Consider the following 12,609-nt stretch of genomic DNA (forward strand, 5'->3'; position numbering starts at 1 on the left):
CGGGTAGTTCACCACGCCTTGCGCGGCACAGACCCTGTCTGGCGAACTTGAAAATACCGATTCACTGCCTCAATGCTCGGCGAGTGTCGCATACTTTTTTCGAATTTCAAATGGTGCTTTTTGATTTCATAATTTGAAATTTTGCTGCAAACGCACATACAGTGAAGACCCCAAAGAACGTCGCCGAAGCGCCTCGGCGGCGACTCCAATACTCCTTAAAAACAGTCAGACTCTCCCCTACACTGGGCGCATGCAATCCTCCCCTTCCGAGCACGGCACGCACAGCCCTGCCCCCATGGCAGGCGTGGCCGCGCCAGTGCGCTGGTGGCGCAGCTGGTGGCGCAGTCTTTCCCCCACGCGCCAGGACCGCTTCGCGGCGCTCGCCCCCCTCGCGGCCGTACTGATGTTCATGGCGGCCATCGTGGCCTCCTTCTGGTACCTGCGCATGGAGGAGATCGACCGCGAGAAGGAAGCGCTGCACCGCGACGTGGAATATGCCCAGCAACGCGTGCGCCTGCGCCTGCTCGAGCGCCAGGAGCAACTGATGCGCATGGCGCGCGACATCGGCAACCACGACCTGGGCGAGTCCGACTTTGCCAGCCGCGCCGAAGCACTCATCAGCCAATACCCCGAACTGCAGTCCATCACCTGGATCGATGCACAGCGGCGCATCCTGGCCAGCCAGTCCGCCCCCACAGTGAGCAGCGAGCAGCTGCGCATCCCGCGTGAAGTGCTGCGCGCCGGAGACGCGCTGGAGGCCTACCAGCTCGCGCGCGAGATGCAGCAACCCATCTACGTGCAGGGACTGGCCCACAAGGGGGAAGCCGCGCCGCTGCTGCAACTGCATGTGCCGCTGGCACAGGACGGCCGCTACATCGGCGAGCTGCTGGGCGAGTACTCCATCGACAGCCTGCTGCGCTATGGAACGCCCACCGAAATCATGGCCCGCTACGCCATGACCATGCTCGACAGCCGGGGCCAGGTGCTGGCCGGCACGCCGCTGACACCGCGCAAGCAGACCGCCACCGAACTGCTGCGCTGGCGCACCGTTGCCAACGAGGACGAGGCACCCGTCGCCCCCGTGGGCAACAGCCTGGTGCTGCGTGCCCAGGCCTATCGCACCTCGCTGGGCGTGGTCGGCAGCGGCCTGTTCTGGCTGGTGGGCACGCTCAGTGCGATGACGGCATGGCTGCTGCTGGCCACCTGGCGCCACACGCGCCGCCGCCAGCGCGCCCAGGAGGCCCTGGTCGCGGAGACCAACTTCCGCCGCGCCATGGAAAACTCCGTGCTCACCGGCATGCGCGCGCTGGACCTGCAAGGCCGCATCACCTATGTGAATGCCGCCTTCTGCCAGATGACGGGCTGGAGCGAATCAGAGCTGGTCGGCCAGATGCCGCCCTACTCCTACTGGCCCGACAACGACTACGACAACCTGCACTCCAAGCTGCGCGAAGAGCTTTCGGGCAAGACCATCGTCGGAGGCTTCCAGGTGCGCGTGCAGCGCAAGAACGGCACGCAGTTCGATGCGCGCCTGTATGTCTCGCCGCTGATCGACGCCCATGGCCAGCACACGGGCTGGATGTCGTCCATGACCGACATCACCGAGCCCAACCGCATCCGCGAGCAACTGTCTGCCTCCTACGAGCGCTTCACCATCGTGCTGGAGGCGCTGGACGCCTCGGTGTCCGTCGCCCCGCTGGGCAGCGCCGAGCTGCTGTTCGCCAACAAGCTGTACCGGCAGTGGTTCGGCTCGCAGACCGATGGCCACCTGCAGCTCGTCGCCCAGGCCGGCGTGCTGCCCGTGCGCTCGCAGCCGCAAGGCATGGACGACGAGGACGGCCTCATGGGCCTGCCCACCGACTCGCTGACCAGCGCACGCAGCGAAAACGCCGAGATCTACCTGCCCGAACTGGGCAAGTGGCTGGAAGTGCGATCGCGTTACCTGAGTTGGGTGGACGGCCGCCTGGCCCAGATGGTGATCGCCACCGACATCACGCCGCGCCGCCTGGCCGAGGAGCAGGCCGATCGCCAGGCCGAGCACGCCCAGTCCGTCAGCCGCCTGATCACCATGGGCGAGATGGCGTCCAGCGTCGCCCATGAGCTCAACCAGCCGCTGACCGCCATCAGCAACTACTGCAGCGGCATGCTCACCCGGCTTGAAAAGGGCACGCTGACCGAAGAGCAGATGAAGTTCGCGCTGGAGAAAACCGCCCACCAGGCGCAGCGCGCGGGGCAGATCATTTTGCGCATACGCTCCTTCGTCAAGCGCAGCGAGCCCAACCGCACACTGGCCCAGGTCACCGACATGGTCAGCGAGGCCGTGGAGCTGGCCGGGATCGAGCTGCGCCGCCGCAATGTGCAGCTGACCTACCACGTGGCCGAGCGCATGCCGGCCATCATGGCCGACACCATCCTCATCGAGCAGGTGCTGGTCAACCTCATGAAGAACGGCGCCGAATCCATCGAGCAGTCGGGCCGCCCCAGCCACCAGCGCAATGTGGAGCTGCGCGTGGTGCCACGCACCATCGAGGACCAGCGCGTCATTGAATTCAACGTGCAGGACACCGGCAAGGGCCTGCCGCCCGAGGTGCTGGAACGCCTCTTCGAGGCCTTCTTCACCACCAAGAGCGAAGGCATGGGCATGGGGCTGAATCTGTGCCGCAGCATTGTCGAGTCCCACCAGGGCCGGATGCGTGCCGAGAACCTCTACAATGGTTCCGAGGTTGTCGGCTGCCGGTTTTCATTCTGGCTGCCGCTGGCCCCGCCGGGCGACGCGACAACGCCGGCAGCGACCATTGAACCAACAACAAGGACGATTGCATGAGCTTGATCCCGAAAAAAGGCACTGTGTACGTAGTTGATGACGACGAAGCGGTTCGTGATTCGTTGCAATGGTTGTTGGAGGGCAAGGACTATCGTGTGCGCTGCTTCGACTCGGCCGAGACCTTCCTCTCGCGCTACGACCCACGCGAGATCGCCTGCCTCATCGTCGACATCCGCATGGGCGGCATGACGGGCCTGGAACTGCAGGACCGCCTGATCGAACGCAAGTCCCCCCTTCCCATCGTCTTCATCACCGGCCACGGCGACGTGCCCATGGCGGTGAACACCATGAAGAAGGGCGCACTGGACTTCATCCAGAAGCCGTTCAACGAAGAGGAACTGCTGAACCTGGTCGAGCGCATGCTGGACCATGCCCGCGAAGCCTTTGCCGGCCACCAGCAGGCCGCCAGCCGCGACGCGCTGCTGGCCAAGCTGACCAGCCGTGAAGCCCAGGTGCTGGAGCGCATCGTCGCCGGCCGGCTGAACAAGCAGATCGCCGACGATCTTGGCATCAGCATCAAGACGGTGGAGGCGCACCGCGCCAACATCATGGAAAAGCTCAACGCCAACACCGTGGCCGATCTGCTCAAGATCGCCCTGGGCCAGGGCCAGACCGCTGCAGCGGCCAAGGCAGCCGTCGCCGGATAAGCCAAGACACCACCGCTTTTTTTCAAAGAGCTGCTAGCGCTTGATCAACAAGCCCTAGCAGCATTTTTATTGGTATTCACTGCAATGACAGCCCAACTCATCGACGGCAACGCCCTCTCCCGCCAACTGCGTGCCGAAGTCGCCCAGCGCGCCACCGCCCTGAAGGCCCGCGGCACCACGCCCGGCCTGGCCGTGGTCCTGGTCGGCGACAACCCTGCCTCCCAGGTCTATGTGCGCAACAAGGTCAAGGCCTGCGAGGACGCGGGCTTTCATTCGGTGCTGGAGAAGTACGATGCCTCGATGACCGAGGCCGAACTGCTGGCCCGTGTCGAGGCGCTGAACAACGACCCCAGCATCCACGGCATCCTGGTCCAGCTGCCGCTGCCCGCACACATCGACGACCACAAGGTTATCGAGACCATTTCGCCGCTCAAGGACGTGGATGGCTTTCACGTGGCCAGTGCAGGCGCGCTGATGGTGGGCGAAGTCGGCTTCAAGGCCTGCACCCCCTACGGCTGCATGAAGATGCTGGAATCCATCGGCATGAAGGACCTGCGCGGCAAGCACGCCGTGGTCATCGGCCGCTCCAACATCGTCGGCAAGCCCATGGCCATGATGCTGCTGGCCGCCAATGCCACCGTCACCATCTGCCACAGCGGCACGGCCGATCTTGCCGCCATGACGCGCCAGGCCGACATCGTGGTCGCCGCCGTGGGCAAGCGCAACGTGCTGACGGCCGACATGTGCAAGCCTGGCGCCGTGGTCATCGACGTGGGCATGAATCGCAACGACGAAGGCAAGCTCTGCGGCGACGTGGACTTTGACGGCGTCAAGGAAGTGGCCGGCTTCATCACGCCCGTACCCGGCGGTGTCGGCCCCATGACGATTACCATGCTGCTGGTCAACACCATGGAGGCGGCCGAGCGCGCCGCCGGCTGACCAGGAGCTGACAAGCATCGGGCGGCTCCCTGGGGAGCCGCTTGATTTCAATGCACCCGACGGCATCTGACACGCATGAGCAATCCCCTCCTCGAATCCTCCGACCTGCCCCTGTTCGATCGCATACGCCCTGCCGATGTCGGCCCGGCCATCGATATCCTGCTGACCGGGGCCGCAGAGGCCCTGGAGACCGTCACGGCACCCGACTTTCCGGCGCGCTGGGATTCGATCTCGGCCGTGCTCGATGTCGCCACCGAGAAGCTGGGAACGGCCTGGGGCGCCGTCAGCCACCTCAACAGCGTGGCCGATACGCCCGAGCTGCGCGCCGCCTACAACGAGTCACTGCCCAAGGTCACCGAATTCTGGACGCGCCTGGGTGCCGACGAGCGCCTGTACGCCAAGTACAAGGCCATTGACCCCGCCACGCTCAATGTCGAGCAGCGTGCGGCCTGGGACCATGCCATGCGCAACTTCGTGCTCTCCGGCGCCGAGCTGCGGGGCGAGGACAAGCTGCGCTTTGCCAAGATCCAGGAACGCTCGGCCGAACTGACGCAGAAGTTCAGCGAGAACGCGCTCGACGCCACCGATGCATTCGCCTACTACGCCACGGCCGAGGAGCTGGACGGCGTGCCGCAGGATGTGCGCCAGGCAGCCCGCTCCGCCGCCGAGGCCGAAGGCAAGCAAGGCTTCAAGCTCACGTTGAAGATGCCCTGCTATCTGCCCGTGATGCAGTTTGCGGCCAGCAGTGCGCTGCGCGAGAAGCTCTACCGCGCCTATGTGACACGCGCCTCCGACCAGGCCGAGGGCGATGCCATCCGCTTCGACAACACGGCCAACATCTCGGAGATCCTGGCCCTGCGCAAGGAAGAGGCGCAGTTGCTGGGTTACCGCAATTTCGGCGAGATTTCGCTGGTTCCCAAGATGGCGCATTCGCCACAGCAGGTGATCGACTTTCTGCGCGATCTCGCGCACCGGGCCCGCCCCTATGCCGAGAAGGATGTCGCCGACCTGCGCGCCTTCGCACGCGATGAACTGGGCCTGGCCGATCCCCAGCCCTGGGACTGGGCCTATGTCTCCGAAAAGCTCAAGGAGGCACGCTATGCCTTCAGCGAGCAGGAGGTCAAGCAGTACTTCCCTGCGCCCAAGGTGCTGGCCGGCCTGTTCAAGATCGTCGAGACGCTGTTCGACGTGGCCATCCGCCGCGACGCGGCGCCGGTCTGGAATCCCGCCGTCGAGTTCTACCGCATCGAGCGCAGCACGCCGCAAGGCCCTGAGCTGGTCGGCCAGTTCTACCTGGACCAGCCGGCGCGATCGGGCAAGCGTGGCGGCGCCTGGATGGACGATGTGCGTACCCGCTGGCTGCGCCCCGACAACCACAGGCTGCAGACGCCGGTCGCGCACCTGGTCTGCAACTTTGCCACCGGCGTTGACGGCAAGCCGGCCCTGCTCACGCACGATGACGTGATCACGCTTTTCCATGAAACGGGCCACGGCCTGCACCACATGCTGACCCAGGTCAACGAGCGCGACGTCTCGGGCATCGCGGGCGTGGAATGGGATGCCGTGGAGCTGCCAAGCCAGTTCATGGAGAACTTCTGCTGGGAATGGGAAGTGCTCAAGCACATGACCGCCCACGTGGACAGCGGCGAGCCGCTGCCGCGCGCCCTGTACGACAAGATGATCGCGGCCAAGAACTTCCAGTCGGGCATGCAGACGCTGCGCCAAATCGAGTTCTCGCTGTTCGACATGCTGCTGCATACCGAGCACGATCCGAAGGCAGACATCATGCCGCTGCTGGCCCGCGTGCGCGCCGAGGTGGCCGTGCTGCCGTCGACCCCTTACAGCCGCTCGGCCCACACCTTCAGCCACATCTTTGCAGGCGGCTATGCAGCCGGCTACTACAGCTACAAGTGGGCTGAAGTCCTCTCGGCAGATGCCTATGCGGCCTTCGAGGAAACCATGCTGGCCGATGGAACCCCCAACCCCGAAACAGGCCGCCGCTACCGTGAGGCGATTCTGGAGGCCGGAGGGGCACGCCCGGCCATGGAGTCGTTCAAGGCCTTCCGTGGCCGCGAACCCCAGCTGGATGCGCTGTTGCGCCACCAGGGCATGGCCCAGGCCTGAGAGCCCGACCCCAGGTCTGCAGCGCCCCGACGGGGCGCTTTTTGCTGGCCCGGCCACCCCATCGGATGCGCGCAGCCACATCCTGTGGCTCCAGAAGATGGCCCAGGATGAATGGCACGCTATGCTTGCAGGCACTCCTATGCGGGCATCCATCCGACGAGTGGTGGCCCCCGGCACGAAACCCTTCTTCCGAAACCGAGATCGTCCATGCAGTCTTCTCCCAGCCTTGGCCGCGGCGCCCTGCGCCACCTGATGCCATGCCTCGCCCTCGTCTGCCTCGCTGCCGCGCTGCCGGCCAGCGCACAACAGGTCTACCGTATCGTCGGGCCCGATGGAAAAGTCACCTTCTCGGACCGCCCGGCCCAAAGCGCCCAGCAGCAGGCAGCGCCTGCCGCCGCTGCCGCCCCGTCAGTCGCGGGCACAGCTGACAGCAATGCCTCCCTGCCCTATGCGCTGCGCCAGATCGCAGCCCGCTTTCCGGTGACGCTGTACACCTCGTCCGACTGCGCGCCCTGCGACAGCGCGCGCCAGTTGCTCCAATCCAGAGGCATTCCCTATGCCGAACGCCTGGTGCAGACCGAGGCGGACGCCGCTGCCCTGCAAAAGCTCAGCGGCCAGAACAGCCTGCCGTTTGCCACCGTTGGCAAGCAGTTCCTCAGCGGCTTCTCGTCCAGCGAATGGACCCAATACCTGGATGCCGCAGGCTATCCTGCGACCTCGCAACTGCCGGCCCAGTACAAGCGGCCATCGGCACAGCCATTGACCACGCCTACGCCCGCTGCATCGGCGGCGGCATCGGCGCCCGCAGCAGCACCCGCCGCTGCCGAGGACCCGGGCAGCCGGCGCCCCCCCACGCCCGCTCCAACGCCTGGTGCACGCACCAACGACAACCCCGCAGGCCTGAGCTTCTAGGCAAGCGCCTGCCGCAATCAGGAGCCCGACAGTGGATTCCATGCTGTCCGATGTAGTCTGGACCATGGCAAGGCTTGCCACGCTTGTCGGCCTGCCCGCGCTCATCGCGTGGACCCTGGTTGCAAGGCCTTCATGGCGCGAGCCTTTCAGGCTGGCCAGCCTGGCGCTGGTGCCTTGCCTGATCACACTGTGGTTCATGCATGACGGAGGCCTGGGCAATGGCCTCAACCGTCTGGCCTACTACATGGCGACGGCTGCGTTCCTTGCCGTCTACACGGGGCTGGCGGCCATCGCCTTGCTCATGCAGCGCCACAAAAAACAGCGCGCGCAAGCTTCGTTGCGCGCGCTGTGCCTGGGTGCGTTGGCCCTGCTCGCCTGGATCACAGGCGCCGTGGCGTTCGAGAGCCTCGGCTAGCCGAGGCCGGAAGGTCTTCGCTCAATAGTTGAGCGTCTGCACGCCCTCGGGCGTGCCTAGCAGGCAGACCGATGCCTTCTGGTGCGCAAACACTCCCACGGTCACCACGCCAGGCCATTGGTTGACGTCGGACTCGAAGGCCAGAGGCTCTGCGATCTTCAGGCCGCGCACATCAAGAATGTGCTGGCCGTTGTCCGTCACCAGGGGTACGCCGTCCTTCATGCGGATCTCGGCGCGGCCACCCATGGCCTTGAAACGGTTCGCAATCTGGGCAGCTGCCATGGGAATCACCTCCACAGGCAGCGGAAAGTCTCCGAGTACCTCGACGCGCTTGGAGGCATCGGCAATGCAGACAAAGCGCTCGGCCAGCGCAGCGACGATCTTCTCGCGCGTCAGCGCGGCGCCGCCGCCCTTGACCATGTAGCCGCGGCCGTCGATCTCGTCGGCTCCGTCGATGTAGACCGACAGGCTGGCGACTTCGTTGGCATCCAGCACCTTGATGCCCAGCGCCTTCAGGCGCTCGGTGCTGGCCACGGAACTGGACACGGCGCCCGGGATCTGGTCCTTGATGGTGGCCAGTGCATCGATGAACTTGTTGACCGTGGAGCCGGTGCCAACGCCGACGATTTCGCCGGGCACCACATAGGCCAGAGCGGCTTGCCCGACCAGGGCTTTGAGTTCATCTTGGGAAAAAGAGGCAGCAGATGTCGTCATGAGGGAAAATCCAGGTAATCCTTTGATTATCCCCATGTCTCTGATCCCCTACGCCCTGACCCGTCCCTTTCTCTTCGGCATGGACCCCGAATCCGCCCACGATCTCACGATGAACCTGATGGCAAAGGGGCAGAACACGCTCCTGCAGCAGGCGTGGGCACAGCCCATGGTGAGTGACCCTGTCGAACTGGCTGGCCTCAAGTTCCCCAACCGAGTGGGCATGGCAGCGGGTCTGGACAAGAACGCGCGCTGCATCGACGCGCTGGCCGCCATGGGCTTCGGCTTCGTCGAGGTGGGCACCGTGACGCCCCGCCCGCAACCGGGCAACCCCAAGCCGCGCATGTTCCGCATTCCCGAACGCAATGCGCTGATCAACCGCCTGGGCTTCAACAACGAAGGCCTGGATGCCTTCCTGAGCAACGTCAAGCGCTCGCAGGCCCGCGCCCAGGGCAAACCCATGCTGCTGGGGCTGAACATCGGCAAGAACGCCACCACTCCCATCGAAGACGCCACCAGCGACTATCTCAAGGCGCTGGACGGCGTGTACCCGCATGCCGACTACGTGACGGTGAACATCAGCTCGCCCAACACCAAGAACCTGCGTGCCCTGCAAAGCGACGAAGCGCTGGACGCCCTGCTGGGTGCGATTGCCGAGCGCCGCGAGCAGCTGGCCACGCAGCATGGCAAGCGGGTGCCGGTGTTCGTGAAGATCGCACCCGACCTGGATGAAGAGCAGGTCGGCGTCATCGCCGCCACGCTGCAGCGCCATGGCATGGATGGTGTGATCGCCACCAACACCACGATCAGCCGGGAAGCCGTCAAGGGCCTGCCCCACGCGCAGGAAACGGGCGGCCTGTCCGGTGCGCCGGTGCTGGAGGCCAGCAACCAGGTCATCCGTCAGCTGCGTTCCGCCCTGGGCAGCCGCTACCCCATCATCGGCGTGGGCGGCATTCTCAGCGGCGAAGATGCCGTCAGCAAAATCCGCGCAGGCGCCGACGTGGTCCAGATCTACAGCGGCCTGATCTACCGAGGCCCTGCCTTGGTGCCCGAGACCGCACGCGCCATAGCCCAGCTGCGTTGAGGCCCGTGCCAGACAGGTGGCTGGCTGGCCGTTTCGAGCCAAGGCAGCTGAGTCAAGACACCACACAGCCAGTGCTGGCGCACTGAACGCAGAACGCGAAAACGCCCGGCATGCCGGGCGTTTTCTTTCTTTGGGAGAGAAGCAGGCTTCTCGGCCCTCAACCCCTGCGCTGCTGCCAGCGCAGGATCAGGGGCATGACGGTGGTGCCGAATCGCAGCAGCTTGCGCGGGCCCACCATCAGTGCGGCTCCGGCCGCCACGGCCACGGCCACGGGATGCAGGCGCGCAAAGGTGATGGCACGCTCCACCAGCGGTGCATCGGGCTGCACCTGGGTGGCAGAGCGGCTCAATGCCCGGGCCTGGGCCACGGCCGCAGAGCGCGCCTTGAGGCGCTCGCGCTGCTGGGCAATGCGTTGCATCACCTGCTGCTGCTCAACGGTGGATGTGACCCAGAGCTCCGCATTGAGCCCCGTGGGCGCGGGCGGAGTGACAGCGTTGCGGGACGGGGAAGCGTTGGAAGCATCGACCATGGCTACAGCCTCTTCTTCAGCGCCTGCCAGTCCTGGCTCAGCTCGTTGCGGGTAAGGATGAAGGGGCGGGCCAGGCGGCGCACAGCAGCAAGCAATTGCCACAGGGCAATGGCCCAGACCGCCAGCCAGCCACCGCCCACCAGCCAGCCCACCAGCACGCGGTGCTCGGTGTCCCAGAACTGCACGAGCAAGGCCACCGACAGCGTGAGCATGACCACGACGCTGAGTCCAGCAAGCGCAATCAGCAGCACGACCACCGTCTGCATGCTGCGCTTGTGCTCGGCCCATTCAAGCCGCGCGAGGTCCGTGCGGTCTTCTGCGGCAATGGCCAGCTCGATCACGGAAGCGCGCCAGCGCGCCACCCAGGCATCCAAACCCAGAAGGGAAATCCAATTCACAGGCATCCTTTTCTGGTCAGGCATGCCGCTGATCAGCGACGACCCAGCAGGAAGCCCAGCAAGGCGCCCATGGCAAGGGCTGCGCCTGCGACGCGCCACGGCTCATCGTGGGCGTAGCGATCGGCAGCGTAGGCAGCATCCTTGGCTTGGCGGGCCGCTTCCTGCGCCGCACGCACCGCGGACTCACGCACATTGGACATGCCATCATCGATACGCTGGCGCAGCATATGGATTTCCGGCACGGCATCCAGCTCCTTGGCGGACAGCAGACCACGCAGGTCGCCGACCAGTTTTTCAAGATCGGCTTGTGCGGTGGAGACGGTGTCAGTGATCGATTTCGTCATGATGAGCCTTTCTATTGAGGTGAAAACAAATACAGCGGGGAGCAGGCAATCATGTCGCCCGATACCTGTCACGCAACATGGGCAAGGCCCTTGTTACATGCAAGCATCTTATCCAATTGTTCCGGGGCTTCCGGGAAGCGAGGGGGCCTGAGCCTTGTCAGACAAGGCCTGCCGTGGCCGTGTGTCGTGAACCGGCAGATCTTCAGGCCAGCAATTGCGCCACGTGCGCGCCAATGGCCAGGCAGCTGGTCAATCCCGGTGACTCGATGCCCAGCAGTTGCACCACGCCCGCAACGCCGTGGGTCTGAGACCCCTGAATCACGAAGTCTGCGGCGGCCTCGCTGGGGCCGCTGATCTTGGGGCGGATGCCGGCGTAGCCGGGCACCAGCGCGCCATCGGCCAGACCCGGCCAATACCGGCGGATCTCTGCGTAGAAGGCGTTGGCGCGCACGGGATCGACCTGCAGGTCACCTGGGCTCTCGACCCACTGCACATCGGGGCCAAACTTGGCCTGGCCACCCATGTCCAGCGTGAGATGCACGCCCAGGCCAGCCGCCTCGGGCACGGGATAGATCAGGCGCGAGAACGGCGCCCGCCCGGACAGCGTGAAATAGTTGCCCTTGGCATAGAAGGCCTGCGGAACAAACTGCTGCGGAAACCCCTGCAAACGGGCCGCCAGCAATGGCGCATGAAGACCTGCCGCATTGACCAGGGTGCGGGCCGTCAGTTCCGTCCCATCGGCCGTGCGCAGCCACACGCCGCCTGGAGTGATGGCTGCCTCCTGCACCTCGGCATGGCAGACCACCATGCCGCCTGCGTTTTCGAGATCGCCCTGCAGAGCCAGCATCAGTGCGTGGCTGTCGATGATGCCGGTGCTGGGGGAGTGCAGTGCCGCCGCACAGTGCAGCGCGGGCTCCATGGCACGTGCCTCGGCGCCTTCAAGCCAGCGCAGGTCGTGGACGCCATTGGCTTCGGCCTTGCGTGCAATGGCCTGGAGCTGGCCGCGCTGCGCCTCATCCGTTGCTACGATGAGCTTGCCGCAGCGCTGATGGGCAATGCCGCGTTCACCGCAGTAGGCGTAGAGACGCTGCCGGCCTTCGACGCACAAACGGGCTTTCAACGAACCTTCGGGATAGTAGATGCCGGCATGGATGACCTCGCTGTTGCGCGAGCTGGTGCCCGTGCCAATGGCTTCAGCCGCCTCCAGCACCATGACCTCCCTGCCCTGCAACGCCAGCGCCCTGGCCACCGCCAGCCCCACCACGCCCGCACCCACCACCACGCAATCGACCTGTTCGCTCATCTTGTCTGCCCTTTCACCGTCCAGCAGCCGATTATCAGACGGCGTCAGACACGAATGCGCCACAGATCATCTGGACGCATTGGAATTTCCAGGGCCTGAAAACCATGCACCGAGCGGAAATGAAAAAGCCCTCCTGAACAGATTTCAGGAGGGCTTGATTGGTGGGTGATACATGGATCGAACATGTGACCCCTGCCGTGTGAAGGCAGTGCTCTACCGCTGAGCTAATCACCCGCGAAGCCGGCTGCAAGGCCAACCTCTTCGGAAAAAATGGTGGGTGATACATGGATCGAACATGTGACCCCTGCCGTGTGAAGGCAGTGCTCTACCGCTGAGCTAATCACCCGCGAAGCTGGCTGCTAGGCCAACTTCTTTGGAA

At 64.9% G+C, this 12,609-nt stretch carries 12 protein-coding genes and 2 tRNA genes; 7 read left to right on the forward strand and 7 right to left on the reverse strand.

What is annotated here, in order from left to right; all coding sequences use genetic code 11:
* Window positions 1–250 precede the first annotated feature (250 nt).
* The 6 genes from BO996_RS18495 to BO996_RS18520 all read left to right on the forward strand — a co-directional run bounded on the left by BO996_RS18495 (window position 251) and on the right by BO996_RS18520 (window position 7,861).
* Window positions 251–2,824: a PAS domain-containing sensor histidine kinase gene (locus tag BO996_RS18495; RefSeq protein WP_012205806.1), complete on the forward strand. Its 2,574-nt coding sequence runs from the start codon at window positions 251–253 to the stop codon at window positions 2,822–2,824.
* Complete coding sequence (locus BO996_RS18500; protein WP_012205807.1) at window positions 2,821–3,471, forward strand: response regulator transcription factor; 651 nt, start codon at window positions 2,821–2,823, stop codon at window positions 3,469–3,471. The genes BO996_RS18495 and BO996_RS18500 overlap by 4 nt, the downstream gene beginning before the upstream one ends.
* Before the next feature lie 84 nt (window positions 3,472–3,555).
* Window positions 3,556–4,410: a bifunctional methylenetetrahydrofolate dehydrogenase/methenyltetrahydrofolate cyclohydrolase FolD gene (folD, locus tag BO996_RS18505; protein ID WP_012205808.1), complete on the forward strand. Its 855-nt coding sequence runs from the start codon at window positions 3,556–3,558 to the stop codon at window positions 4,408–4,410.
* Window positions 4,411–4,485: 75 nt separating this feature from the next.
* Window positions 4,486–6,534 (forward strand): M3 family metallopeptidase, encoded by a 2,049-nt coding sequence (locus tag BO996_RS18510; protein ID WP_034394199.1) that lies wholly within the window; start codon window positions 4,486–4,488, stop codon window positions 6,532–6,534.
* A gap of 207 nt (window positions 6,535–6,741) precedes the next feature.
* Complete coding sequence (locus BO996_RS18515; RefSeq protein ID WP_071956061.1) at window positions 6,742–7,446, forward strand: glutaredoxin family protein; 705 nt, start codon at window positions 6,742–6,744, stop codon at window positions 7,444–7,446.
* Window positions 7,447–7,486: 40 nt separating this feature from the next.
* The gene (locus tag BO996_RS18520) at window positions 7,487–7,861 is read left to right on the forward strand and encodes a hypothetical protein (RefSeq protein WP_232240371.1); all 375 of its coding nucleotides are present in this window, start codon (window positions 7,487–7,489) and stop codon (window positions 7,859–7,861) included.
* A 21-nt stretch (window positions 7,862–7,882) separates the two neighbouring features.
* Here the strand turns inward: BO996_RS18520 and rpiA are convergent, their stop codons facing one another.
* Window positions 7,883–8,575 carry a ribose-5-phosphate isomerase RpiA gene (rpiA, locus tag BO996_RS18525; RefSeq protein ID WP_013802217.1) on the reverse strand — a complete coding sequence of 231 codons (693 nt, stop codon included), beginning with the start codon at window positions 8,573–8,575 and terminating at the stop codon, window positions 7,883–7,885.
* Between the two features lie 34 nt (window positions 8,576–8,609).
* On the opposite strand from rpiA, the gene BO996_RS18530 reads away from it, so the two are divergent.
* Window positions 8,610–9,656, forward strand: coding sequence for a quinone-dependent dihydroorotate dehydrogenase (locus tag BO996_RS18530; protein WP_013802216.1), 1,047 nt, complete (start codon window positions 8,610–8,612; stop codon window positions 9,654–9,656).
* Window positions 9,657–9,813: 157 nt separating this feature from the next.
* Here BO996_RS18530 and BO996_RS18535 read toward each other — a convergent pair whose 3' ends face one another.
* The 6 genes from BO996_RS18535 to BO996_RS18560 form a co-directional block, all read right to left on the reverse strand.
* On the reverse strand, window positions 9,814–10,185 hold the full coding sequence (locus BO996_RS18535) for a hypothetical protein (RefSeq protein ID WP_012205814.1): 372 nt from the start codon (window positions 10,183–10,185) through the stop codon (window positions 9,814–9,816).
* A 2-nt stretch (window positions 10,186–10,187) separates the two neighbouring features.
* Window positions 10,188–10,607, reverse strand: a complete 420-nt coding sequence (locus tag BO996_RS18540) for a phage holin family protein (protein WP_012205815.1) — start codon at window positions 10,605–10,607, stop codon at window positions 10,188–10,190.
* Between the two features lie 8 nt (window positions 10,608–10,615).
* Entirely contained in the window at window positions 10,616–10,927 is a 312-nt protein-coding gene (locus BO996_RS18545) for a DUF883 domain-containing protein (RefSeq protein WP_012205816.1), read from the reverse strand.
* A 202-nt stretch (window positions 10,928–11,129) separates the two neighbouring features.
* On the reverse strand, window positions 11,130–12,230 hold the full coding sequence (locus BO996_RS18550) for an NAD(P)/FAD-dependent oxidoreductase (RefSeq protein WP_071956063.1): 1,101 nt from the start codon (window positions 12,228–12,230) through the stop codon (window positions 11,130–11,132).
* Between the two features lie 159 nt (window positions 12,231–12,389).
* A tRNA-Val gene (locus BO996_RS18555) sits at window positions 12,390–12,464 on the reverse strand.
* Window positions 12,465–12,501: 37 nt separating this feature from the next.
* Window positions 12,502–12,576 (reverse strand) — tRNA-Val (locus tag BO996_RS18560).
* Window positions 12,577–12,609: the final 33 nt, after the last annotated feature.

Origin of the sequence: Delftia sp. HK171, from assembly GCF_001886655.1 — a bacterium.
GTDB classification, from domain to species: Bacteria; Pseudomonadota; Gammaproteobacteria; order Burkholderiales; family Burkholderiaceae_C; genus Comamonas; species Comamonas acidovorans.

Bases quoted from the DNA above. Each gene is read 5' to 3' on its own strand.
- BO996_RS18495 (WP_012205806.1), top strand. From the start codon at position 251: ATGCAATCCTCCCCTTCCGAGCACGGCACGCACAGCCCTGCCCCCATG.
- BO996_RS18500 (WP_012205807.1), top strand. From the start codon at position 2,821: ATGAGCTTGATCCCGAAAAAAGGCACTGTGTACGTAGTTGATGACGAC.
- folD (WP_012205808.1), top strand. From the start codon at position 3,556: ATGACAGCCCAACTCATCGACGGCAACGCCCTCTCCCGCCAACTGCGT.
- BO996_RS18510 (WP_034394199.1), top strand. From the start codon at position 4,486: ATGAGCAATCCCCTCCTCGAATCCTCCGACCTGCCCCTGTTCGATCGC.
- BO996_RS18515 (WP_071956061.1), top strand. From the start codon at position 6,742: ATGCAGTCTTCTCCCAGCCTTGGCCGCGGCGCCCTGCGCCACCTGATG.
- BO996_RS18520 (WP_232240371.1), top strand. From the start codon at position 7,487: ATGCTGTCCGATGTAGTCTGGACCATGGCAAGGCTTGCCACGCTTGTC.
- rpiA (WP_013802217.1), bottom strand. From the start codon at position 8,575: ATGACGACATCTGCTGCCTCTTTTTCCCAAGATGAACTCAAAGCCCTG.
- BO996_RS18530 (WP_013802216.1), top strand. From the start codon at position 8,610: ATGTCTCTGATCCCCTACGCCCTGACCCGTCCCTTTCTCTTCGGCATG.
- BO996_RS18535 (WP_012205814.1), bottom strand. From the start codon at position 10,185: ATGGTCGATGCTTCCAACGCTTCCCCGTCCCGCAACGCTGTCACTCCG.
- BO996_RS18540 (WP_012205815.1), bottom strand. From the start codon at position 10,607: ATGCCTGACCAGAAAAGGATGCCTGTGAATTGGATTTCCCTTCTGGGT.
- BO996_RS18545 (WP_012205816.1), bottom strand. From the start codon at position 10,927: ATGACGAAATCGATCACTGACACCGTCTCCACCGCACAAGCCGATCTT.
- BO996_RS18550 (WP_071956063.1), bottom strand. From the start codon at position 12,230: ATGAGCGAACAGGTCGATTGCGTGGTGGTGGGTGCGGGCGTGGTGGGG.